At 62.1% G+C, this 23,293-nt stretch carries 24 protein-coding genes; 21 read left to right on the forward strand and 3 right to left on the reverse strand.

Annotated elements, in window-relative coordinates:
- Window positions 1-101 precede the first annotated feature (101 nt).
- From ACTJJX_RS25525 to ACTJJX_RS25600, 16 genes are all read left to right on the forward strand, one after another.
- Window positions 102-860, forward strand: coding sequence for an alpha/beta fold hydrolase (locus tag ACTJJX_RS25525; protein ID WP_047748487.1), 759 nt, complete (start codon window positions 102-104; stop codon window positions 858-860).
- Window positions 861-1,145: 285 nt separating this feature from the next.
- On the forward strand, window positions 1,146-2,120 hold the full coding sequence (locus ACTJJX_RS25530; protein WP_047748486.1) for a quinone oxidoreductase family protein: 975 nt from the start codon (window positions 1,146-1,148) through the stop codon (window positions 2,118-2,120).
- Between the two features lie 66 nt (window positions 2,121-2,186).
- Window positions 2,187-3,131 (forward strand): LysR family transcriptional regulator, encoded by a 945-nt coding sequence (locus tag ACTJJX_RS25535; protein WP_047748485.1) that lies wholly within the window; start codon window positions 2,187-2,189, stop codon window positions 3,129-3,131.
- Entirely contained in the window at window positions 3,128-3,403 is a 276-nt protein-coding gene (locus ACTJJX_RS25540) for an EexN family lipoprotein (RefSeq protein WP_047748484.1), read from the forward strand. Before ACTJJX_RS25535 ends, ACTJJX_RS25540 begins: the two co-directional genes overlap by 4 nt.
- A gap of 221 nt (window positions 3,404-3,624) precedes the next feature.
- A complete protein-coding gene (locus tag ACTJJX_RS25545) occupies window positions 3,625-5,640 on the forward strand; it encodes a conjugal transfer protein TraG (RefSeq protein WP_047748483.1) in 2,016 nt (671 codons plus the stop codon).
- Window positions 5,637-6,101 carry a ribbon-helix-helix protein, CopG family gene (locus ACTJJX_RS25550; protein ID WP_047748482.1) on the forward strand — a complete coding sequence of 155 codons (465 nt, stop codon included), beginning with the start codon at window positions 5,637-5,639 and terminating at the stop codon, window positions 6,099-6,101. The genes ACTJJX_RS25545 and ACTJJX_RS25550 overlap by 4 nt, the downstream gene beginning before the upstream one ends.
- Window positions 6,098-7,138: a P-type conjugative transfer ATPase TrbB gene (gene trbB, locus ACTJJX_RS25555; RefSeq protein WP_047748481.1), complete on the forward strand. Its 1,041-nt coding sequence runs from the start codon at window positions 6,098-6,100 to the stop codon at window positions 7,136-7,138. The genes ACTJJX_RS25550 and trbB overlap by 4 nt, the downstream gene beginning before the upstream one ends.
- Entirely contained in the window at window positions 7,135-7,512 is a 378-nt protein-coding gene (locus ACTJJX_RS25560) for a TrbC/VirB2 family protein (protein WP_047748480.1), read from the forward strand. The genes trbB and ACTJJX_RS25560 overlap by 4 nt, the downstream gene beginning before the upstream one ends.
- A complete protein-coding gene (locus ACTJJX_RS25565) occupies window positions 7,509-7,778 on the forward strand; it encodes a VirB3 family type IV secretion system protein (RefSeq protein ID WP_047748479.1) in 270 nt (89 codons plus the stop codon). Before ACTJJX_RS25560 ends, ACTJJX_RS25565 begins: the two co-directional genes overlap by 4 nt.
- A gap of 10 nt (window positions 7,779-7,788) precedes the next feature.
- A complete protein-coding gene (gene trbE / locus ACTJJX_RS25570) occupies window positions 7,789-10,239 on the forward strand; it encodes a conjugal transfer protein TrbE (protein WP_047748478.1) in 2,451 nt (816 codons plus the stop codon).
- Window positions 10,236-10,964, forward strand: coding sequence for a P-type conjugative transfer protein TrbJ (gene trbJ / locus ACTJJX_RS25575; protein WP_047748477.1), 729 nt, complete (start codon window positions 10,236-10,238; stop codon window positions 10,962-10,964). Before trbE ends, trbJ begins: the two co-directional genes overlap by 4 nt.
- A gap of 11 nt (window positions 10,965-10,975) precedes the next feature.
- Entirely contained in the window at window positions 10,976-12,355 is a 1,380-nt protein-coding gene (gene trbL / locus ACTJJX_RS25580) for a P-type conjugative transfer protein TrbL (protein ID WP_087824445.1), read from the forward strand.
- Between the two features lie 12 nt (window positions 12,356-12,367).
- A complete protein-coding gene (trbF, locus tag ACTJJX_RS25585) occupies window positions 12,368-13,072 on the forward strand; it encodes a conjugal transfer protein TrbF (protein ID WP_047748475.1) in 705 nt (234 codons plus the stop codon).
- Window positions 13,069-14,091, forward strand: a complete 1,023-nt coding sequence (trbG, locus tag ACTJJX_RS25590) for a P-type conjugative transfer protein TrbG (protein ID WP_047748474.1) — start codon at window positions 13,069-13,071, stop codon at window positions 14,089-14,091. Before trbF ends, trbG begins: the two co-directional genes overlap by 4 nt.
- A gap of 2 nt (window positions 14,092-14,093) precedes the next feature.
- Window positions 14,094-15,386, forward strand: a complete 1,293-nt coding sequence (locus ACTJJX_RS25595) for a TrbI/VirB10 family protein (RefSeq protein WP_047748473.1) — start codon at window positions 14,094-14,096, stop codon at window positions 15,384-15,386.
- Entirely contained in the window at window positions 15,383-15,595 is a 213-nt protein-coding gene (locus ACTJJX_RS25600; protein ID WP_047748472.1) for a DUF2274 domain-containing protein, read from the forward strand. Before ACTJJX_RS25595 ends, ACTJJX_RS25600 begins: the two co-directional genes overlap by 4 nt.
- Before the next feature lie 117 nt (window positions 15,596-15,712).
- Here ACTJJX_RS25600 and ACTJJX_RS25605 read toward each other — a convergent pair whose 3' ends face one another.
- A complete protein-coding gene (locus tag ACTJJX_RS25605) occupies window positions 15,713-16,483 on the reverse strand; it encodes a YkgJ family cysteine cluster protein (protein ID WP_072058557.1) in 771 nt (256 codons plus the stop codon).
- Window positions 16,484-16,810: 327 nt separating this feature from the next.
- Here ACTJJX_RS25605 and ACTJJX_RS25610 point away from each other — a divergent pair, with 327 nt between their 5' ends.
- The 5 genes from ACTJJX_RS25610 to ACTJJX_RS25630 all read left to right on the forward strand — a co-directional run bounded on the left by ACTJJX_RS25610 (window position 16,811) and on the right by ACTJJX_RS25630 (window position 21,197).
- The gene (locus ACTJJX_RS25610) at window positions 16,811-17,818 is read left to right on the forward strand and encodes an AraC family transcriptional regulator (protein ID WP_047748471.1); all 1,008 of its coding nucleotides are present in this window, start codon (window positions 16,811-16,813) and stop codon (window positions 17,816-17,818) included.
- A gap of 13 nt (window positions 17,819-17,831) precedes the next feature.
- Window positions 17,832-18,503 (forward strand): NAD-dependent epimerase/dehydratase family protein, encoded by a 672-nt coding sequence (locus ACTJJX_RS25615; protein WP_047748470.1) that lies wholly within the window; start codon window positions 17,832-17,834, stop codon window positions 18,501-18,503.
- A 138-nt stretch (window positions 18,504-18,641) separates the two neighbouring features.
- Window positions 18,642-19,256: an START domain-containing protein gene (locus tag ACTJJX_RS25620; protein ID WP_047748469.1), complete on the forward strand. Its 615-nt coding sequence runs from the start codon at window positions 18,642-18,644 to the stop codon at window positions 19,254-19,256.
- A 216-nt stretch (window positions 19,257-19,472) separates the two neighbouring features.
- Complete coding sequence (locus ACTJJX_RS25625) at window positions 19,473-20,303, forward strand: oxidoreductase (RefSeq protein ID WP_047748468.1); 831 nt, start codon at window positions 19,473-19,475, stop codon at window positions 20,301-20,303.
- Window positions 20,304-20,348: 45 nt separating this feature from the next.
- A complete protein-coding gene (locus ACTJJX_RS25630; RefSeq protein ID WP_047748467.1) occupies window positions 20,349-21,197 on the forward strand; it encodes an SDR family NAD(P)-dependent oxidoreductase in 849 nt (282 codons plus the stop codon).
- Between the two features lie 528 nt (window positions 21,198-21,725).
- Here the strand turns inward: ACTJJX_RS25630 and ACTJJX_RS25635 are convergent.
- Complete coding sequence (locus ACTJJX_RS25635; RefSeq protein ID WP_003089838.1) at window positions 21,726-22,241, reverse strand: DinB family protein; 516 nt, start codon at window positions 22,239-22,241, stop codon at window positions 21,726-21,728.
- Between the two features lie 58 nt (window positions 22,242-22,299).
- Entirely contained in the window at window positions 22,300-23,178 is an 879-nt protein-coding gene (locus ACTJJX_RS25640; protein WP_003122653.1) for a LysR substrate-binding domain-containing protein, read from the reverse strand.
- Between the last annotated feature and the right edge of the window lie 115 nt (window positions 23,179-23,293).

Genomic DNA, 23,293 nt, shown 5'->3' on the forward strand with positions numbered 1-23,293 from the left:
TTGAAAAAATGTGGCTATTGTAGCATTTTGGTTTCAAAGATACAGTATGACAAGCAGTACTACTCTTCGGCTTCCGCCAGCTCAATTTGAAAGGAAATCCCATGCAATCGAACTCAAAAACAGGAAGCATCACGGCGGTCTCGACCACCACACCCCTCGCCGCGGCTGAGGTTGAGAAACCTACAGTGGTTCTGGTGCATGGGGCGTTCGCCGACGGTTCGACCTGGAAGCAAGTCATTTCACTACTCCAAGAAGAGGGACTGAAGGTTGTAGCTGTGCAGAACCCGCTGAGTTCGCTGGCTGACGACGTTACGGCTACCCGACGCGTTCTGGATATGCAGACAGGCCCCGTCGTTCTTGTGGGACATTCGTGGGGTGGAGTTCCCGTTACCGAGGCAGGCCAGCAGGAGAACGTCAAAGCGCTGGTCTACATTGCCGCCTTCGCTCCGTCTGAAGAGCAGTCGGTCGTGGACTTGTCCAAGGACTATCCGACTCCGTCAGGCTTCAGCCATATCGTGTCAGACAAAGATGGGTTCTTGACCTTGAGCCTTGAAGGGGTGCAAAAACATCTTGCGCAGGACGTTTCGGCGGAGCAAACCAAAGTGATGTTCGCCACACAAACTCCTACTCGCGGAAAGAACTTCGAGGAGAAAGTTACCGTAGCCGCATGGAAGACGAAGCCGTCTTGGTATGTGGTGAGTGAGCAAGACTACATGCTTCAACCAGCTTTGCAGACGGCGATGGCAAAGAAGATCTCGGCGCGGGTTACCACTTTGCAAGCAAGTCATGCGCCGCACCTGTCCCAACCATCTGAGGTGGCAAAGGTAATTCTCGAAGCGACGGCCTACGTTTCGAAGTAACCAAGCACTGCCTTAACGTAAGCAATCCACATTCATCCTCCGCGGCATGCTTGGAATTTCGTTCGTATTGATGTGCTCGCGGAGCCACGTCCATGACTGCATGTTCTGGCGTCTTGCCATGCCGCGAGTTGGTCGTTAAATAGGCGTCCTATGGAAAACCCGTATTTCGATCAATGCACAGCGCATGGGCGTGCTTGGCCTTTTCTGTGCGCATGGATTCGGAAATAGTCAACCCGTCGCGGCCGATTCTGGTCTTCGGCTGAACCACTCAACTTAGGAGAAAAAATGCCCCAAACCATTCGATTCCATCAAGTAGGCGGTGCCGAGGTCCTGACCTGGGAAGACGTCAAAGTGGCCGAGCCGGGTCCCGGCGAGCTGCGTGTGCGTCACACCGTGATCGGCGTCAACTACATCGACGTTTACCAGCGTACCGGCGCGTATCCCCTGTCGTTGCCCAGCGGCATGGGCGTTGAGGCCGCCGGCGTGGTTGTCGCCGTGGGTGCTGGCGCTGACGAGTTCAAGGTGGGTGACCGGATCGTGTACGCCGGTGGCCCTCCCGGTGCGTATGCCGAAGAGCGCCTGGTTCCCGCCGCGCGTGCCTTGAAGCTGCCTGCAGGGGTGTCCGATGACGTGGCCGCCAGCCTCACCTTCAAGGGCCTGACGGTGGAGTACCTGATCCGTCGCTGCTACCCGGTCAAGCAGGGTGACGTCGTTCTGTTCCACGCAGCGGCGGGCGGCATCGGATCGATTGCCTGTCAGTGGCTCAAGCACCTCGGGGCAACCGTCATCGGTACCGTGGGTGGCGAAGACAAAGCTGCTTACGCCAAGGCCAATGGCTGCGACCACCCCATTCTTTACAAGACCGAAGACGTGGTCCAGCGGGTCAAAGAGATCACCAACGGTGCAGGCGTTTCGGTGGTGTACGACTCCATCGGTAAAGTCACGATTGCCCAGTCGCTGCAATGCCTGCGTCCGCGCGGCACGCTGGTCAGCTTCGGGACCGTGTCGGGCCCGACGCCGCCGATCGATCTGGCAGAGCTGGGTTCGCGTGGCTCTTTGTCCGTGACGCGTCCGTCGATCGCGCACTACACCGCTAAGCGTGAGGAGCTGGTGGGTGGTGCCAACGTTTTGTTCGACGCCATCGCGTCCGGCGTGGTCAAGCCCGCAAAGACCACGAAGTACGCACTGAAAGATGTCCAGCAGGCCCACCGTGATCTGGAGGCCGGCAAGACCAGCGGCTCGGTCGTCCTGGTGGTCTGAGCGAATGCCCAGGTCTCGATCAATGTGATGCCAGGAGTCCTTTGATGGATCCCGCCCAGGAGGACTATGGAAATTCGACACCTTCGTTGCTTCCTAGCGGTCGCTGAAGAGCTTCATTTCGCGCGGGCGGCTGAACGGTTGCATATTGAACAATCACCCTTGTCTCGTGCAATTAAGGAACTAGAGGAAGATCTGGGGGCGCAGTTGTTTGTACGCACAACGCGCAGCACTCGCTTAACGCGCGCGGGATTACTGTTCTTGGAACATGTCCCGCGAGTTTTTGCAGCAATGCAACAGGCACGCGATAGCGTGAAAGCTGCGGCCAATGGTTTTCATGGGCAGTTGCGAGTTGCTTTGTCTGACGGCATCACCCCATCGTGCTTCTCCGCACTCTTGGCACTATGTCGGCAGGAAGAGCCTGAAATTGAGATTCGTCTCTCCGAGGTGCCTTTATCACAACAGATCAAGGGGTTGAACGACGATCTGTATGACTTAGGGTTTGCTCAGTCAGAGGAGGTTGACGAGGGACTCATTGTGGAGCCCCTCTGGCACGATCCGTTGATGGTGGCAGTGCCCGCACGTCACCCCTTGCTCGCCCACAAGCGCATACCTTTGGACGAGATGCTGCGCTATCCCTTGGCTCTCTGCGATTTGCAGGCATACGAAGGACATGCTCGCCAAATTGATCGCGCTTTGCGCCAATCGAGTCTGGAGCCGCTGGTCGCGGAGCGGGTAGCGTCGTTCGAACTGATGATGACTCTGGTGTCGGCGGGTTTCGCGCTGGGTTTAGCGGGTGCGTCGCAGATTGCCTCCAGCCGTGAACCAAGTGTCGTCGCCCGGCCACTGGCAGGCCGTTCACACATGCTTACAACGTATCTGTTGCGCATAGACAGCGAGCCATCTGATGCGTTGACTCGTTTCATCGAGCGAGTATTCGCCATTGATCCCCCAAGAGGGAAAACCTCTGCGGCACGAACGAAATCTGATCCATCGGAGGAAATCGAGTCATGAAGAAGTTCATCCCACTTCTACTTGCCGCGACATTGGTGGCCTGCGGAAAACCCGAACCGACTGCGACGACCAGCCCGTCCAGCCCGACCGAAACAGTCGATTCGCTCGCGGCCAATCCGGAGCGATTGAAGGGACTGCGCCAGCAGTGCAAGACTGACCGCCAAAAGCTCGGCGACGAACTCTGCAACCGAGTGGCCGAAGCGACGAATCGGCGTTTTCTCGGCGATGGAAAAACGCCCTACACACCACCGAAGGAACAACCCAAGTTCTGATTTTGGGGCGGCTCACCACAAAACTGCATTTATTTGCTCGCCATGCCGCAATGCGCTCTTGCTTGCGGCATTTTTACTGGTTTCGCCCCTACATGAATTGATGCTTTTTAAGGCATCTTTGTCCCGATAACGGTCTTTGACCGGCGTTGTTCTGCCCCCGATCCTGATGACAACGGCACGTCTTCGTGCCACTTGCCACATGGGAGAAATCGGAGGCCAGAATGCAAGGTCAAGGTGTGCTGTTCGGGCAGATCGTTGCTGTATTCAGCATCGTAATCGCCGGTGTGTGGAGTGCCACACAATGGACAGCCGCCGCCCTGGGCTACCAACTACGCCTGGGCTCGCCTTGGTTCGATTTCTTCGGCACGCCGGTTTATCACCCCTGGCGCCTATTCGAGTGGTGGTTCTTCTTCGATGCCTATGCGCCGCATGTCTTCGACATCGGCGGAGCGATTGCCGGCGCCAGCGGCCTGGTTGCCGTACTGGTTGCCATCGGCATGTCGGTCTGGCGTTCGCGGCAATCGAAGCTGGTCACGACCTATGGGTCGGCGCGTTGGGCTGATGCCAGCGATATTCGCAAAGCCGGTCTGGATCAGTCGGCCGGCGTTTTTCTCGGCCTGCATGACGGGCAGTACCTGCGGCATGAGGGACCGGAACACGTCCTGACCTTCGCACCGACTCGCTCAGGAAAGGGTGTTGGTCTCGTGGTGCCGACACTTCTGTCCTGGCCTGCGTCCGCCGTCGTCCACGACATCAAGGGCGAGAACTGGACTATCACCGCGGGCTGGCGCTCGCGCTTCTCGCACTGCCTGCTGTTCAACCCCACAGATCCCAAGTCGGCCGCCTACAACCCACTGCTAGAGGTTCGGCGCGGCGCGCATGAAGTGCGTGATGTGCAGAACATCGCCGACATCCTGGTCGATCCTGAAGGCGCGCTGGAACGCCGCAACCATTGGGAAAAGACTTCGCACGCGCTGCTGGTCGGCGCCATTCTGCACGTGCTCTATGCCGGCGAAGACAAGACGCTGCGCGGCGTGGCCAATTTCCTATCCGATCCGGCGTGTCCTTTCGAATTGACGTTGCACCGGATGATGACGACTCGGCATCTGGGCGACGCCCCACATCCCGTCGTCGCGTCAGCCGCGCGCGAAGTGCTCAACAAGAGCGACAACGAGCGCTCGGGCGTGCTGTCCACGGCCATGTCCTTCCTCGGCCTGTACCGCGATCCCACGGTGGCCGAAGTCACCTCTCGCTGTGACTGGCGCATCGCCGACCTGATTTCGTCCGCGCATCCGGTGTCGCTGTATCTGGTAGTGCCGCCGTCGGACATCAGCCGCACGAAACCGCTGGTGCGCTTGATCCTCAACCAGATTGGTCGGCGGCTCACCGAATCGCTTGATGGCTCGGACGGCATCGCTCGCCACCACAAGCTGCTGCTGATGCTCGACGAGTTTCCCGCGCTGGGCCGACTCGATTTCTTCGAGACGGCCTTGGCGTTCATGGCCGGCTACGGCATTCGCAGCTTCCTGATCGCACAGTCGCTCAACCAGATCGACAAAGCCTACGGCCAGAACCATTCGATTCTCGATAACTGCCATGTGCGCGTGACGTTCGCCACCAACGACGAACGCACCGCCAAGCGCATCTCCGAGACGCTGGGCACGGCTACCGAGCTGCGCGCACAGCGCAACTATGCCGGCCATCGGCTGGCCCCGTGGCTGGGGCATCTCATGGTGTCGCGCCAGGAAACAGCGCGCCCGCTGCTCACCCCCGGCGAAGTGATGCAGCTCCCACCTGAAGAGGCCGTGGTGATGGTGTCCAGCGTGGCGCCGATCAAGGCCAAGAAACTGCGCTACTACACGGACGTCAATTTCAAGCGGCGTGTGCTGCCGCCGCCAGTTCTTGCGGCCGGGCGTTACTTGGATGCGCCACCGGTTCGGCCCAACGACTGGAGCGGGTTGGTGATTCCCGCCGTACCCGCCGCGCCCGCTGCCGTGGGCCTGACCGGCAACGACACAGGCACTGCCGATGACGGCGGTCCGCGCCGTCAGCCAGAGCTATCCGAGGTCGCCGAGTACAGCCCCGAACAAGAGTCACCCGCCAATGACCTGGCGCTGCTCGATGACGACGACTTGCCGCTGCCTGCCTTTGCCTCATTCCCCCGCCAGCTCGATCCGGCCATGCAGCGCACGGCCCGGCTGGCTTCCCTCGACCCCGACGACGGAATCCAGCTATGAGCCAATACCGCCTCAACCTGTTCATCCCGCCCGAACACGCCAAGCGCCTGGACGAACTGGCCGCCAAGAAAGGCGTGTCCAAGTCGTCCATCGTCGCGGCGGCACTGGCGTCCTGGTTGTCACCGGACGCCGGCGACCAGCGCGAGGCGGCGATTGCCAAGCGGCTCGACCGCCTATCTCGCCAGTTCGAGCGGCTGGAGCGCGACCAGAACATCGAGATCGAGACACTGGCGCTGTTCGTTCGCTATTTCCTCACTGTCAGCACGCCAGTGCCCGAAGCCCACCAAGAGGCCGCGCGCGCCCAGGGCAAGGCCCGCTTCGAGCAGTTCGTCGAACAACTCGGCCGTCACCTGTTGCGTGGGCGCAGCCTGGTGCGTGACGTGGTGGAGGAACTTCAACCCGACACTGCACGGCTGGACGAAGCGGCAGCGTTGGCCGAAGCCCAGGAGCGTGCCTCATGAGCGCACAACCCGAGTCCTTCGCCACGACCTCGCTCGACCGGCGCATCCGCATGCTGCGCACGGCCATGGGGCCAGTGATCGCCGCCGCGCTGGAAGACCCAGACGTGGTGGAAATCATGCTCAACCCCGACCGGTCGCTGTGGGTGGATCGCCTGTCCTCCGGCCGTGCACCGCTGGGCGTTGAGCTGTCCGAAGCGGATGGCGAACGCATCATCCGCCTGGTCGCCGCGCACGTCGGCGCGGAGGTCCATCGCGGCCAGCCGCTCTTGACCGCAGAACTGCCTGAGACCGGCGAACGCTTCGAGGGCATCCTGCCGCCCGCCGCACCGGGGCCTGCCTTTGCGCTGCGCAAGCGGGCCGTGAACATCATCGGCCTGGATCGCTACGTCGCCGACGGCATCCTGTCCGCCGCGCAAGCCGATTTCCTGCGCCGCGCAGTGCGTGAGCGGCAGAACATCCTGATCGCCGGCGGCACCAGCACTGGCAAGACCACGCTGGCAAACGCCTTGCTCGCTGAGATCGCCGCCACGGGTGATCGCGTGCTGGTGCTCGAAGACACCATCGAGCTGCAATGTGCCGCCCGCGACCATGTGCCGCTGCGCACGCGCGCGGGCGTCGTCTCCATGACCGAGCTGGTGCGCGCCACGATGCGCCTGCGCCCCGACCGCGTGGTCGTTGGCGAGGTGCGAGGCGGCGAGGCCCTGGATCTCATCAAGGTGTGGGGCACCGGCCACCCTGGCGGCATCGCCACAATCCACGCCGGCTCCGCGCTGGGCGCGCTGCTGCGCCTGGAGCAATTGATCCTCGAAGTCGCTGTGAATCCGCCGCGTGCCCTGATCGCTGAGGCGGTGAATGTCGTCGTATTCATCGTCGGCCGTGGCCGCAAGCGCCGCATCGAAACCATCGCCCGTGTCGCCGGCTTCGACGGCGCGGGCTATCGGCTGGCCGACGTACTGGAAACGCCGTTTCCAGAGCTGCTACCGCTTTCTTCCTCTGTTCCTTCCCCGTCCCTCAACCACTCTGGAGAACTGCCATGACGCACGCCCATACTTTCCGCTTTTCCGTAAATCCGGTTTCCCATCTTGCACGCCTGCGGCGCCTGGCCGAGCCGGCGCATAGCGGCCTGTTGTTGGCCGCTGCGATGCTGATGATGGCTGGCACCGCGAAGGCGGCCGGTTCCTCGATGCCCTGGGAAGGGCCGCTGCAATCCATCCTCGACTCCATCCAGGGGCCGGTCGCCCGCATCATCGCCGTCATCATCATCATTTCGACGGGCCTGGCGCTGGCCTTCGGCGACACGTCAGGAGGCTTTCGCAAGCTGATTCAGATCGTGTTCGGTCTGTCCATCGCGTTCGCCGCATCTTCGTTCTTCCTGTCGTTCTTCAGCTTCTCCGGTGGGGCCGTCATATGAGCACGGCCAACGACCTGCCGGGCTTCGAGATTCCCCTGCATCGATCGCTCACCGAGCCCATCTTGTTGGGCGGTGCACCGCGCACCGTGGCGATCGCCAACGGCACGCTGGCCGCCGCCGTGGGCTTAGGGCTTCAACTGTGGATTCCGGGGTTGGTGCTCTGGATCGTCGGCCACTCGCTGGCGATGTGGGGGGCGCGCGTCGATCCGCAGTTCATGCAGGTGTTTGCCATGCACCTGAAGCACAAACCGCTGCTGGACGTGTGAGGACCATGCCATGCTGAACCTCTCCGAATACCGCCAGCGCCCGGCCTTGCTTGCCGATTGGCTGCCTTGGGCCGGTCTGGTCGCACCGGGTGCGGTGCTCAACAAGGATGGTGGCTTTCAGCGCACAGCGCGCTTTCGCGGGCCTGACCTGGACAGCGCCACGCAGGGCGAGCTGATCGCCACCACCGCGCGGCTGAACAACGCACTGCGCCGGCTTGGCAGCGGCTGGGCGCTGTTCATCGAAGCCGAACGCCGACCTGCCGCAGACTATCCGCACTCAGATTTCCCGGAGCCGCTGTCCTGGCTGGTGGACGAGGAGCGACGTGCAACCTTCGAGGAATCGGGTAGCCACTTCGAGAGCGTCTACCACCTGACCTTGCAATACCTGCCGCCGGAAGAATCGCGTGCACGTGCGGCCAAGCTGCTCTACGAGAACACCCCCACGCAAGGCGTGGACTGGCGCGAACGCCTGTCGGCCTTCGTCGCGGAAACCGACCGCATCTACGACTTGCTCGACGGTGTGATGCCGGAGATCGCCTGGCTCGACGACAGCCAGACGCTGACCTACCTGCATGCGACCGTCTCGACGCGGCGCTATCGAATCGGTGTGCCGGAAGTGCCGTTCCATCTTGACGCGCTACTGGCCGATGCGCCGCTGGTCGGCGGCCTCGCACCCATGCTGGGCGACCAGCACCTGCGCGTGGCGACCGTGCGCGGCTTTCCGATCTCGACCTGGCCGGGGATTCTGGACGACCTCAACCGGCTCGGTTTCGCCTACCGCTGGAGCACGCGCTTCCTCTGCATGGACAAGGCCGAGGCCGAAAAGGAGCTGGGCCGCTTGCGTCGGCAGTGGTTCGCCAAGCGCAAGAACGTCCTCGCACTGCTACGCGAAACCATCTTCCAGCAGGAAAGCCCGTTGGTCGATACCGATGCCAGCAACAAGGCCGGCGACGCCGATGCGGCTTTGCAGGAGCTGGGCAGCGATCAAGTTGCCTTCGGCTATGTCACCGCGACCGTGACGGTATTCGATGCCGACGGCGACGTGGCCGATGAGAAGCTGCGCCAGGTGGAGCGTGTCATCCAGGGGCGTGGGTTCGTGACGATCCCGGAGACCCTGAATGCTGTGGAGGCCTGGCTGTCGTCGGTGCCGGGCAATGCCTACGCCAATGTACGCCAGCCCATCGTCTCGACGCTGAACCTCGCGCATTTGATGCCAGTGTCGGCGGTGTGGGCCGGGCCGGAGAAGAACGACCACCTCGACGGCCCGCCGCTGATCGTTACCCGCACCGAGGGCGCGACGCCGTTCCGGCTGGTGACGCACATCGGCGACGTGGGGCACACGCTGGTGGCCGGCCCGACCGGCATGGGCAAGTCGGTCCTGCTCGCCACGCTGGTCATGCAGTTCCGCCGCTATTCCGGCTCGCGCATCTTCGCCTTCGACATGGGGCGCTCGATGCGCGCCACCATCTTGGGCCTGGGTGGCGAGCACTACGACCTCGGTGCTGACGGTGCGATTGCTTTCCAGCCGCTGGCGCGCATCGACCGCGAGGGCTATCGCACCTGGGCGGCTGAGTGGATCGAAGGCCGGTTCCGGCACGAGGGCGTGGCCATTGGCCCCGAAGAGAAGGTGGCGATCTGGTCGGCGCTCAACAGCCTCGCCGGCGCACCCGTCGAGCAGCGCACGCTGACCGGGTTCTCCGTGCTGCTCCAATCCAACGCATTGCGCCAGGCGCTCGCGCCCTACGTGCTCGGCGGCGCCCACGGCAAGCTGCTGGATGCCGACAGCGACAGACTGGGCGCGGGCGACGTGCAGTGTTTCGAGATGGAGGAACTGATGCACAGCAAGGCTGCGGTGCTGGCCGTGCTGGGCTATCTCTTCGCGCGCTTCGATGAGCGTTTCGACGGCGCGCCGACGCTGCTGATTCTCGATGAGGCCTGGCTGTTCCTCGACGACCCGGTGTTCGCGGCGCGCATTCGCCAGTGGCTCAAGACGCTGCGCAAGAAGAACGTCAGCGTCATCTTCGCCACGCAGTCGCTGGCCGACATCAAGGATTCGACCATCGCGCCCGCGATCATCGAGAGCTGCGCCAGTCGCATCTTCCTGCCCAACCCGCAGGCCACCGAGCCGCAGATTCGCACCATCTATGAGGACTTCGGGCTGAATGCCCGCCAGATCGAGATCATCGCCACCGCCCAGCCCAAGCGCGACTATTACTACCAGTCGCGTCTGGGCAACCGTCTGTTCGACTTGGACCTCGGGCCGGTCACGCTCGCCTTTGCGGGCGCATCGACGCCCCAAGACCAACGCGCGATCGACAACGTGCTGCGCGATGCCGGAACTCCGGGCTTTGCCGGCATCTGGCTGCGCCATCGCGGCCTCGATTGGGCGGCAGACCTGTTGCCGTCCGCTCCCTCTGCCGCGTCCTTCCTTGCTTCCCAACCTCTGGAGGTTTCACCATGAAAAAACGTCTTCTTGCCGTCGCTGCCGCTGCCTTGATCGGTGTCATACCGGTCGCACAAGCGCAATGGGTCGTCATCGACCCCACGAATCTGGCCCAAAACATCCTGACTGCCGCGCACACGCTGGAGCAGATCAACAACCAGATCCGACAGCTCCAGAACGAGGCGCAGTCCTTGATGAACGAGGCCAGGAACCTCGCAAGCCTTCCGTTCAACGTGGTCAATCGCCTGCGGAGCAACCTCGATACGACGCGGCAACTGATCACCCAGGCGCGTGGGCTGGCCTTCGATATCCAGAACATGGACCAGCAGTTCGCACAACTCTACCCGGAGCAATACGCCGCCACGGTGAGCGGCAACCAAATGTTCCAGGATGCGCACCAGCGCTGGCAGAACACGCTTCAAGGCTTGCAGACCGCCATGCGCATGCAGGCGCAGGTGTCGCAGAACCTGAATCAGGATGAGGGTGTGCTGGCCGATCTGGTCGATCAGAGCCAGTCGGCCACAGGTGCCTTGCAGGCCATGCAGGCCACCAATCAGCTTCTGGCCCTGCAAGCCAAGCAGTCCATCCAGACCCAGCAACTTCAGCTCACGCAGGGCCGCGCAGCCTCGCTGGAACTGGCGCGGCAAGCCGCCGCCGTCGAACGCGGACGCGAGGTGACGCGCCGCTTCATCGGAAACGGCACGGCGTACACGCCGCAGTCCGTGAACTTCTACGGCAACTGACGGGCACGGCCATGAACGACGTCTCCGTCATCGACCGCTTCCTCAACGTCTTCTCCACGTACATCGATTCGGGGTTCGGTCTGCTGCACGGTGAAGTCGCGTTCCTGACCGCGACGCTGGTAGCCATCGACATGACCCTGGCCGGGCTCTATTGGGCGCTGGGCCATGCCACCGGCCAGGGCGAAGACGTGATGGCCAAGCTCCTGCGCAAGGTGCTCTACGTCGGCGCCTTCGCCTACATCATCGGCAACTTCAACTGGCTGGCGAGCATCGTATTCCGGTCCTTTGCCGGCCTTGGCCTGACGGCTTCCGGTTCGACGTTGACCATGGCGACCTTCCTGCAACCGGGGCGCCTCGCCAAGACCGGCATTGACGCGGCGGCGCCCATCCTGCAACAGATCAGCGAGATGGCCGGGTTCCCGGAGGTGTTCATCAACATCGCGCCCATCGTGGTGATGTTCCTCGCCTGGTTGATCGTCATCATCAGCTTCTTCGTGCTGGCGGTGCAGCTCTTCGTCACGCTGATTGAATTCAAGCTGACCACGCTCGCCGGCTTCGTGCTGGTGCCGTTCGCACTCTGGAACAAAACCGCCTTCCTCGCCGAAAAAGTGCTCGGAAACGTGGTGTCCTCGGGCATCAAGGTGCTGGTGCTGGCGGTGATCGTTGGCATTGGCACGGGGCTGTTCGCCGAATTCCAGGTCTCGCCCAGTGAGCCGTCCATCGACCATGCGTTGGTGGTGATGCTGGCTTCGCTCGCCATGCTGGCACTCGGCATCTTCGGCCCCGGTATCGCCACCGGTCTGGTGTCCGGTGCGCCGCAGCTTGGCGCGGGTGCAATGGCGGGTGCAGCGATGGGCGCAGCCGGTACCGCCGCCGCGGTCGGTGCTGCCGCAACCGGCGTGGGTAGCGCGGTGGCGGCTGGGGCGCGCATGGCTCCTGCCGCCGCCAAGATGGCCGCCAGTGGTGCGCGTGCCGCGGCCTCGACCGCGGGCAGCGCGCGCTCGGCTTATCAAGCGGGTTCCGCAGCGGCAGGCGGTGGTATCAAGGGCGCTGCCGCAGGCTTGGGCAACGTCGCCAAGACCGGCGCGCAGGCTGTTGGCCAGAAGGCTGCAGATGGCATGCGCTCGATGAAGGAGCGAGTGGCATCCGCCTTCCGCTCCGACGAGGCGGGGCCGGCATCTGGCGCCGCCGCCGCATCAGGCCAATCCACCACCAACGAAGCCAATTCCACTGCTGCCGACCCGCAGCAACAGGCGCAACCCGCCTGGGCCAAGCGCCTGCACCGCCGCCAGCAGATCAGTCATGCCGCTTCCACAGCCGCTCACACGTTGCGCGGGGGTGACGGTGGTGGTTCAAGCAGCGGCCCGAGCTTGAACGATTCCAACTCATAAGGAGAACAAACCATGCGATTCAAACGACCGCAGGTGCGCTATGCCGATACGCCTCAGCCTGCCACGCCCTACCAATCGGCCGCCCAGGTGTGGGACGAGCGCATTGGCTCGGCCCGCGTGCAGGCCAAGAACTGGCGGCTGATGGCCTTCGGCTGCCTAGTGCTCGCGTTGCTGATGGCGGGCGGCCTGGTCTGGCGCTCGGCGCAGTCCATCGTCACGCCCTACGTGGTGGAAGTGGATCAGGCTGGTCAGGTTCGGACGGTTGGCGAGGCCGCCACGCCGTACCGGCCCAACGATGCGCAGATCGCCTACCACTTGGCGCACTTCGTCGTGCTGGTTCGTTCGCTGTCCATCGATCCCATCGTCGTGCGGCAGAACTGGCTCGATGCCTACGACTACACCACCGACCGGGGTGCGGGTGTGCTCAACGAGTACGCGCGTACCCATGACCCGTTCGCGCGCGTCGGCAAGGAGTCGGTCACGGTGCAGATCACCAGCGTCGTGCGTGCCAGCGATGCGTCTTTCAACGTGCGCTGGACCGAGCAGCGCTTCGTCAACGGTGCGCCGGCTGGCACCGAGCGCTGGAACGCTGTGATTTCCACCGTCCTGCAAACCCCGCGCACCGAGCAGCGGTTGCGCAAGAACCCATTGGGCATCTACGTCAACGGTCTGTCGTGGAGCCGCGAACTCGATGCTGCCGAAGGAGCCAAGCCATGAACCAGCCTTTCCGTTTTTACGCTTTTGTGTTGATGCTTGCAGCATCTGCATTGTCGTTGCAGGGCTGCGCCACGAAGGGTGCGCCGCCGCCGACCATCTCACTCGATGAGCCGGTACAGGCCCAGCCGCTGCCCGAACCGCCCAAGCCGGTTGAAGTGGTCGAGGTGCCGAAGGTGCTGCCGATGCCAGCGCAGATGAAACCTCTGCCCGAGAGCATTGAGGCCAAGGCTGCACCGGAACCCGCAGACGAAAAGCTCCGGGTATCGCGTGCCAATGCCGAGGCGCGCATCGCGCCCACGCGTGAAGGCTACGTCAACGCCATCCAGGTCTGGCCCTTCACCGATGGCGCGCTGTATCAGGTCTATGCGGCGCCGGGACGGGTGACGGTGATTTCTCTGCAACCCGGCGAGGAGCTGGTGACGGTGGCCGCTGGCGATACGGTGCGCTGGATTGTTGGTGACACCTCCAGCGGCACGGGCGATGCGCTGCACGTCAGCGTGCTGGTCAAGCCGATCCGCTCAGGTCTCAAGACCAATCTGGTCATCACCACCAGCCGCCGCACCTACCTGATCGAGCTGACCTCGACCGAACGCGCCTGGATGGCTTCTGTGTCGTGGGAATACCCGAAGGATCGGATGCTGGCCCTGCAACGCCAGGCCCAGGCCGCGCAGGCGACGGCGCCGGTGGATACCGGCCTGTCGCTGGACAAGATTCGCTTCCGCTACGCCATCAGCGGCAGCACGCCGCCATGGAAGCCGCTGCGCGCCTTCGATGACGGCGAGAAGGTCTATATCCAGTTCCCGCCGAGCATCGCGCAGGGCGAGCTGCCGCCGCTATTCGTGATCGGCGCGCAGGGTGACGGGCAACTGGTGAACTACCGTTTCCGTTCGCCGTACTACATCGTCGACCGGCTGTTCGGCGCGGCGGAGTTGCGCCTGGGCGGCAAAGGAAGCGATGGGGGCGACGTGGTGCGTATCGAGCGCACGGATGGGGTCGTGGGCGCAACGCGGAGGAACTGACCATGAGCCAGAACGATATCCCGGACATACCCGTTCCCGACGCTGCCCCGAAAGTCGCGCCAGAGAACGTGGCGCTGCGCGCCCAGCCGCGTCCGGTGACGCGCCTGAACCGGCGCACATTGGCGATCCTGGCGGGTGGCCTCGCCGTAGCCGTATTGGGTGCCACGATGTGGTCGCTGCAGCCGCGCAAGCGCAATACAAGCGAACAGGCCGAGCTTTACAACGTGGATCGCGTTTCACGCTCGGAAGGACTGGACCAGCTTCCGACCGACTATTCCAAGCTGCCGCGGGCTTTGCCTCCCCAAGTGCCCGAGCTGGGGCCGCCGCTGCCCGGTGACTTGGGACCAGCCATCGTGAAGTCGCAGCAGCCGACGACACCCACCTATACGCCGCCGGGCCACGCTCCAGCTAACGCCGAGCACGATGCGCAGCGCAAAGAAGCGGAAGCGGCGGCGGGGGCGTCGGTGTTCTTCCGTTCCAGCAACCAGCGCGCCGCTGCCGTGCCGACGCAGGTGGCTACTGCCACTCCGGCGTCTGGTCTTGCGGGCTTCGATCCGATGGCTGCCGGGCCAGCCTCGACTGCGGCGCAGCCGGCCGATCCGACCGCCGTGCAGAACCGGCAGGACCAGAAAGAGGCGTTCCTGAAAGCCGGACCTACGGAAACCCGCAATTCCGGGAATCTGAAAATGCCAGCTTCTCCCTATCAGGTCATGGCCGGGACAGTAATCGCCGGCGCGCTAGTCACAGGCATTAAGTCCGACCTGCCGGGCGACGTGATCGCCACGGTGACGGAGCCGGTCTACGACACGGCCACGGGCAAGTTTGTACTGATCCCGCAGGGTTCGCGCATCCTCGGCCGCTACAACAGCCAAGTGAGCTACGGGCAAAGCCGGGTGCAGGTGGTGTGGAACCGGGTCATCCTGCCCGATACGTCCTCGCTGACGTTGGACAACCTGGCCGGCGCCGACCCGGCTGGCAACTCCGGTCTGGAGGATGGCGTCGATTGGCATTGGGATCGCATCTTTGCCGGAGCGGCGCTGACGACGCTGCTGGGCGTGGGCGCGGAGCTGGCCGCGCCGGAGAACCGCCAGAACGGTGATCGAGTCATCAACGCTGGGCGCAACAGCTTACAGGACAGCGTGAATCAGGTCGGCCAAGAAATGACCCGACGAAACCTCAATATCCAGCCTACGTTGACGGAACGGCCCGGCCTGCCGGTACGCATCATTGTCAACCGGGATCTGGTGCTGCGCCCTTATCAGCCGTTGTTCTTCAATCGGGGGACTTCACAATGAGCGCGACACGCAAGCTGCGGCTGGGGCCGCTGCCCAAGACCGAGAGCGTCAAGCTGACCTTCGTGTGCCCGGTCGAACTCAAGGCCGACCTCGACCGCTATGCCGCGCTACACGCGCAGACCTATGGCGAGACGGTCGATGCGGCAACGCTGATCCCGTACATGCTGGAGGCTTTCATGGCACGAGACCGGGGATTTAGACAGAAGTAGCAACGGTAGGAGCGACAACTCGCTGTGACGATACGAGGTAGTCAAATTACTTGGGGTGAAGTTGGGCGGCAACGGGGAATCTCCCGTTTGGCTCCCTTACCGCTGGCGAAGTTGGGTTCAAGTTGTCGGTTTATCAAATAGGCTTAGGTACGTGAATCCCGCTGAGTCGAAATTGGGTTCGCAAATGCATCTGGCACCGCACGAAATTATTGCCTCAACGGTTTCGGCATTGTTTGAAATGAAAGTCCAATCTGATTCTGAAGATGGTGGCACCTTTTCAGACGCCAAAGCCATCAGTAGATCAGCGATGGTAGGCGAATGTGCCGCATATCCCTCATTCGCCATTGCCGCTACACCCACCCCTAGCTTTCTACATAGTTCTTCAAGTATTGGCGCATTGAGGATCGGCTGAGTCAATTTGCTTCTGATGAGGGCAATTAGTTCTGGGTTGACGTAGGCGCCTTCTCGAATCAGTGGCTCTCCCCCATGTTGCCAAGCCTCTGGCGGGCAGCGGCGCTGCTTTGGCGCAAGTTCGATGAACGGGTTAACTTCGGCGGGGTACGTTCGACAAGTTCCAGGGCGTCTTTCATAGATTCTGCACCGATTGTCCTCGGAAAGATTAGGACAGCCGCTTCCCAACGGGGCCGCTAGCGTCACGATGACGCGAATCGGCATCGTTCCTGAAGTCGCAGAGAATGATCGTTCGCGTTTGAATGCCGCAACAAGATTTGAGGGTGGAGGTTCATCAACCCACGGTATGGCTTCGCAAAGAATATCAACTGAGTTTCCGTCTTGTAGCCAATGCACCGCTTCCTCGACGGATAGCGGAAGTCTGAATCCACGGCAGCATTCACCGCATTTGGTGCATTGAAAATCGATATCAGTCATGTCTGCCTCAGATCTCAAAATGCCTGCTTCTCATCACCAGGCATGCGCTGTACCTGGGCCACTGCTGGAAGCTTATGGTTCGAGACCAAGACATGAGCCAGCCATGGGCGTCATCAATAATGCAAACCGCGCCAGCGAAAATTAGTACGTAGCTGACCTCAATTTTTCGGTTGCTCGTTGCTGCCTAACGCAACCATCGACAATGGCGCTGTTTGCAGATGCTGTGGCGCATTTTGAATTAACAAAATCGCCCAACCTCTCTATACTCCGAGTGTGGTTTGAATGGGGAGGTATAGCGCTCCCTTGAATGACGATGGAGTTCAAGTGATGCAAAACAAAACTTTTCCGGTGGATATCGGCTGGCAAGCTTTGCTGAAGGACTTTGGCCTTCAGCCTAGTCATGTGTTGCGTCGGGCCGGGCTTCCTGAAGACTTGCTTTCCCGCGGAAGACATGGACTCTCCACAGAAGACTATTTCCGTTTCTGGCGCGCCTTGGAGGCTGAGGCCGGTGATGTCATGTTTCCCTTGCGCATCGTCGAAACGGTCTCGGCCGAGTCTTTTGATCCGCCCCTGTTCGCAGCCTTGTGCAGTGCAAATTTGATGCAGGCGGTACAACGCCTCGCCAAGTACAAGCAACTCGTGGCTCCCATGAGCCTGGAGGTGGATGTGGGTAAGGCGGGTGAACTGACCGTGTCACCTCGCTGGCTGTCGGTACAGACCGATGTGCCGTTTTCGCTGCAAGTTGCCGAGATCGCGTTTTTTTTGCGATTAGCCAGACTCGCGACCCGCGAGCCCATCAAGGCGCTTCGGGTTGTACTCCCGAAACTTCCGCCCAGCGCCTATGCCAGGCGTTACGAGAACTTCTTCGGCGCCCCCGTGCAACACGGGGAGAACCCAAGCATAACGTTCGCCGCAGCGGACATCTTGCGTCCCTTTCTTACGGCCAACGAAGGCATGTGGCGCGTGTTCGAACTTGATCTTCGCCGCAGGCTCAGCGAACTCGATGCGGCTGCGACGACGGCGGAACGCGTGCGAGCCGTCTTACTGGAGCTACTACCAAGCAATTCGGCCACCATTGAGAAGACGGCTGAGCGCTTGGGCATGAGCAAGCGAACTTTGCAGCGTCGTCTTGAAGAAGAGGGGGAGAACTTTCGCACCCTGGTCAATGCTACCCGCGAGAGCCTAGCGCGCCACTATTTGGGAAACACCACGATGTCGGGTGGAGAGATTGCCTTCTTGCTCGGCTTTGAAGACCCCAATTCCTTTTATCGCGCATTCCTAGATTGGACCGGGCAGACGCCTGACAGCGCCCGTCAAGCCATGCGCCTGAATTGAGGAGGAGCACACCTTGTCCATACTGGTAGATCAACGAAAAGTGCTGCTGGCCGGCGCCACGGGACTGGTGGGAGGCCTGATGCTTCAGGCCCTGCTGGCAGACCGGACGGTCTCGGAAGTGCATGTCGTGAGTCGTCGGCCCTTGGGTGTCAGCCACCCTAAGCTTCAGGTTCACATCGTCGATTTCAGGTGCTTGCCCGTGTTACCGCAGGTCGACGAGGTTTATCTGGCGATCGGCACGACGATCAAGGTGGCGGGCAGTCAAGCTGCGTTTCGCGCCGCCGATCTGGAGGCCAACTTGGCGGTCGCTCAAGCTGCATATGCAGCGGGAGCCCGGCGGGTCGGGTTGGTGAGCGCGGCGGCGGCGAATGCGAAGTCCTCCGTGTTCTACAACCGCGTCAAGGGTGAGTTGGAGGATGCCCTCAAGGCGATGAATCTGACGGCGTTGGTGATCGCACAGCCCTCGCTGTTGCTGGACTACCGCGACGGCCTGCAGCAGCCTACACGCATCGGTGAGTTGATCGCGATCCCGATTGCAAAACTGCTGGCGCCCATCCTGCCCGGCACCTATCGGCCGGTGCGTGCAAGGGCCGTCGCCCAGTCGCTGGTCAAGACCGTGCCCACCGCCAACGGGGTAGTCGTGCTGGCTTCCAACGTGCTCGCCAGAATCGGCGGCGAGCGCTGAGACAGGTTTCTTTCACGGCGCCTTGACGCCCCAAAACTTGTTGGCGCCGATCGTCGCATCAGTGGCGCGTAATGCTAGTGGACTGCTGCAGTCTCGCCTCTAAAGTCATCGTGTTATCACTACACGACGAGGCTCTGCATGAATATCCAACACTACGTATTTTCCGCCACCGTGGCGGTCGGCCTGCTCATGGGTCAATCATCGTTCGCACAGGAGGCATGGTCGCTAGCCAAGGATGCCGAAGGCATCAAGGTCTATGTGCGCAATGTCGAGGGCTCGCCCCTGCGCGAATTCCGAGGCGAGACTCAACTGAAGGCGACTCCTGACGACGTGGTCAAAGTGTTGCGGGACGCTGACGCCTTCCGCAAGTGGATGCCGGATGTGGCTGCCTCGGAACTGCTTAAGGCTACCGACACCGAGCAATTTCACTATCTGGACAACAAGGCCCCCTGGCCGGTATCCAATCGCGACGGCGTCTACCACTTCACCTATTCGAAGGCTGGAGATGGCACGGTCACCATCAGGGTAGAGGCTGTTCCCAACTACGTGCCGTTGCGTGAAGGCAAGGTGCGCATTCCTCAGGCGAACGGCCAGTGGAAGCTGGTGCCCAGTGCTGACGGCGTGAGCGTTACTTACCAGATGCATGCGTCCCCCGGCGGCTCCATTCCCAACTGGCTGGCCAACCAGACCGTGGTGGACACACCCTACGGAACGCTCAAGGCGCTGAGAGGCTATCTACAGGGAGCCCATTGAAACCGGCACCGTCCCCGCGAGCAGAGGGAGAAGGCAGGACCTGCTTCCATTTCAGGGGATAACGGTATGCAGTGCAGTGGCACATAGCGGAGCGTGGGACTCGAATGTCAAGGTTGTAACCGGTGGCGCAAAAGGAGGGGCTTCTGGCGCGTATTGCATGTGAGCTTATCTGCTGTATCCGGAAAATAGGCTCCATCCAAACAGACGAGGTTCACCATGTTCATTAAAGGAAAGAAAACCGCCCTGGTCACCGGCGCATCATCGGGCATGGGCAAGGCTATCGCCAAGCGACTGATCCAGGATGGCTATCAAGTCTACGTAGCTGCGCGTAGCGTCGACAAGATGTCTGATCTGGCCAAGCTGGGTGCCCAGCCCTTGCGCATAGACGTCTCGAACGATCAGGAGATTGTCGCAGGCGTTGACACCATCCTTGCCCAGACGGGTGGTGTGGACGTGCTGGTCAACAACGCGGGCTTTGGTCTGTACGGACCGGTGGAAGAAATCGGCATCGACGAAGCGCGCTACCAGTTCGAAGTGAATGTATTCGGCGCGGCGCGACTCACCCAGTTGCTGCTACCGGCAATGCGCGCCAAACGTTCCGGGTACATCGTCAACATCACTTCGATGGGCGGGAAGATGTATAGCGCCCTGGGCGCCTGGTATCACGCGACTAAGCATGCGCTGGAAGGTTGGTCGGACTGTCTACGCCTGGAACTTGTGGAGTTCGGCATCAAGGTCGTGATTGTTGAGCCGGGCGTGATCGAAACGGGTTTCGGCGATGGAGCCACCGAAAGCATCGTCAAGCGTTCGGTCGATGGCCCCTATGGCCGGATGGTGAAAATGGTCGCCAAGTCGATCAAGCAGACCTACGGCCACGGCACGGGCAGTGATCCAAGCGTGATTGCAGACGTTGTCGCCAAGGCTGTCGCCAGCAGCAATCCACGAACGCGCTATGCGGTCGGCAAGTTCGCCAAGATGCTGATCCGTATGCGCGTGTGGCTCGGTGACCGAATGTTCGACCGAATCATTCTTAGCCAGACCCGCTGACTTGCCAACGAGGCATTTTTTCCAAACAACATAGAGGTATCAAAGATGACATCAAAAGTGTGGTTCATCACGGGTGCTGCGCGCGGATTCGGGCGTGTGTGGGCCGAGGCAGCCCTGGATCGAGGTGACAAGGTCGTCGCGACGGCCAGGAAGACGAATGCGCTGAATGGGCTCGTCGAACGCCATGGCGATCGGGTTCTGCCTCTTGTTTTGGACGTGACCGATGTACAGCAGGTCAGAGATGCAGTCGCCCAAGCGCACCGGCATTTCGGTCAACTCGACGTGGTGCTGAACAATGCCGGTTATGCTCTCGTCGGTGCGATTGAAGAAGCCCGGCCGGAGGACGTGAAGGCCGAGTTCGAGACCAACTTCTTCGGAGCACTGCGGGTCATCCAGGCGGCATTGCCGATCCTGCGTAATCAGAAAAGCGGGCACATTCTCGGCGTCTCCAGCGTCGCGGGCATCGTGGCTGGCGCTATGACAGGTTTTTACAACGCCTCCAAGTGGGCGTTGGAAGCGCTACATGACAGCTTGGCACAGGAAGTTGCCGCCTTCGGAATTAAGGTAACTCTGATCGAGCCTGGCGCCTATGCGACTGACTTTTCAAGCCCAATGTCATTGCAGATATCCGAAGAGCTGGAAGACTACACAGCGCTGCGTCAGCAGATATTTGCGCAGAGCGCTCACATCGACTTCGGCGAACCACAGGCGACAGCACAAGCCGTGCTGCAAATCGTCGATGCAGCCCAGCCACCGCTGCGCTTCTTCCTCGGCACCGAGGGGATGTCCCGTGCCCGTGCAGCCTACGCTGCGCGTCTGGCTGAATGGGAGCAGTGGGAAATAGTGTCGAATGCGGCTCAGGGCGCATCCACTCGCCAGACGATCAAAGCCTGAGACCGGATTGCAACACTGAGCTGCATGCGTAGACCTATGGTGAGATGGTCGATGCGGCAACGCTGATTCCGCGCATGCTGGAAGCCTTCATGGCGGGAATTGAGGATTCAGGAGTAAAGGCTTCCCAAAGTCGCCACCTCAGAAACCAAGCTAGTAGCGGCACAAAGTTCGCCCGCCGCACCCGAAAGCGCAGCCGATGGCTGCGCTTTCGCATTTGGCGACCAACGAAGGGATGTGGGCATATGATAGCGGGCGAAAAGTGAGTGGGTTATGACCTCACCCCTCCGCTGCAGTGCTCTCAGGCTTGCTGTCGCGATGCACCTATGTGGCACTTGGCACGCAAGGCACCAAGTGCGCGTGACGGCTGGGATTTAGCCTAACTCATTGCCCTATATAGCCTTTAGCGTTGCTGTCCGGGCGCACAATAGGCTTGACAGCGGACATTTTTTATGCGCAGCGCGGGGGCTCGGTCGAGCCCCACGTCGTTTCTCGGCGATGGCGTAGAGGCTCGGCGGCCATTGCCGCGGGCTATTCCCGCCGCTCCGGCTGCGCGGAGTGGATATACAGGGTGTAGGTATCCGCCGGCCGGGGCGCGCCCGCCAGGTCGAGGGCATGACCGATGGCGCCGCGATGGTAGGTGCCATGGTTGACGATATGGAAGAGGATCTCCTGGCGCGTCATGCCGCCGTCGCGGCCATCGGCGAAGCGGAAGCGCAGCCATTCGCCGCGACGCTCCAGCGGCAGCTCGGCGACATAGCCGGCGAACCAGGCGGCCGAATCCTCCAGCCGGCGACGCAGGACGTCGTAGCCAGGCACCACCTCGCTGTTGGTCTGTTGGTGGGGCGCCGGCTCGCCCAGCAGGCGCGCCCTGAACAGTTCCTCGACGATCGCCATGTGATTGAGCTGTTGCAAGGCGAAGGCCAGCGAGGCCGGGAACGCCTCGGCGTCGATCCGGGCGATGGCATCGAGGGTGCGGCGGTCGGACCAGGCCTTGTAATTGAAGGACTCGACCAGCAGGTCGACTTGCAGGGTGGGTCGGGACATGTGGCGGGCTTCCGTGTCCATTCGCTGAGGGAGCCGGATCATAGCCCGGAGACAGCGCTCAGCGCTCGCCCTGCAACCCTTCCAGGCGTGCATCGCAGAGGTCGCGCAGGCGGTCGCGGAGGGTGCGCCCGGCGCTGTCCAGCTCGGGCCGCGCGTAGAGCGCCAGCTCCAGGCCAGCAATGGGCGGGAAGCCGGCCTGCGCGCCAAGCAGGCGATGCTCGGGCCCGACGCAGCCCAGCGGCAGCAGGCTGACCCCCAGTCCGGCGCCGACCGCGGCCACCAGGCTGGCCAGGCTGGCGCTGGAATAGCCGATGCGCCAGCGACGCCCGATGCTCTCCAGGGCATGGATCATCTCCTGGCGATACAGCGCGCCGACCGGGAACACCACCAGCGGCACCGGCTCCTCCGGCGAACCCTCGCCGAACGGCCGCGTGGCGCTGCCGAACCAGCCCAGCGGCTCGGCCCAGCGTGCATGGCAGTCGCTGTCGGCCCCCCACTGCTTGACCAGCAGCAGGTCCAGCTCGCCGCTGCGATAGAGGCGCAGCAGGTGATGGCTGAGACCGCTCTCGACCTCCAGGCGCAGTCGCGGACGCTCTTCGGTGAAGCGCGTCAGCACCGGCATCAGCACTTCGCCGGCGAGGTCTTCCGGCACGCCGAGGCGCAGCACGCCGTCGCCATGGGCCGGGCTGAGGGCCTCGCTGGCCTCGTCCGAGAGCCGCAGCAGGCGCCGCGCGTAGCCAAGCAGACGCTCGCCTTCCTCGGTCGGCAAAACCTGCCGCTGGCTGCGGTCGAGCAGGCGGCAACCGAGGTTCTGTTCGAGGCGGATGACCTGCTGGCTGACGGTGGACTGGGTCAGGTGCAGGTGTTCGCCGGCGCGGGTGAAGTTGCCGGTGTCGACAACGCTGACGAAGGTACGGAGCAGGACCAGATCGAGCATGCACACTCCCACTGAAAGGCATTACATCATTTAATTTCAGCATACATGACATCGACGCCATACTTTTCGCCAACGCCTATCGGAGCCCATCGACATGTCCCTGGCCAATCTATGC

Origin of the sequence: Pseudomonas sp. 22490 (genome assembly GCF_052044465.1) — a bacterium.
Lineage (GTDB): Bacteria > Pseudomonadota > Gammaproteobacteria > Pseudomonadales > Pseudomonadaceae > Pseudomonas > Pseudomonas aeruginosa.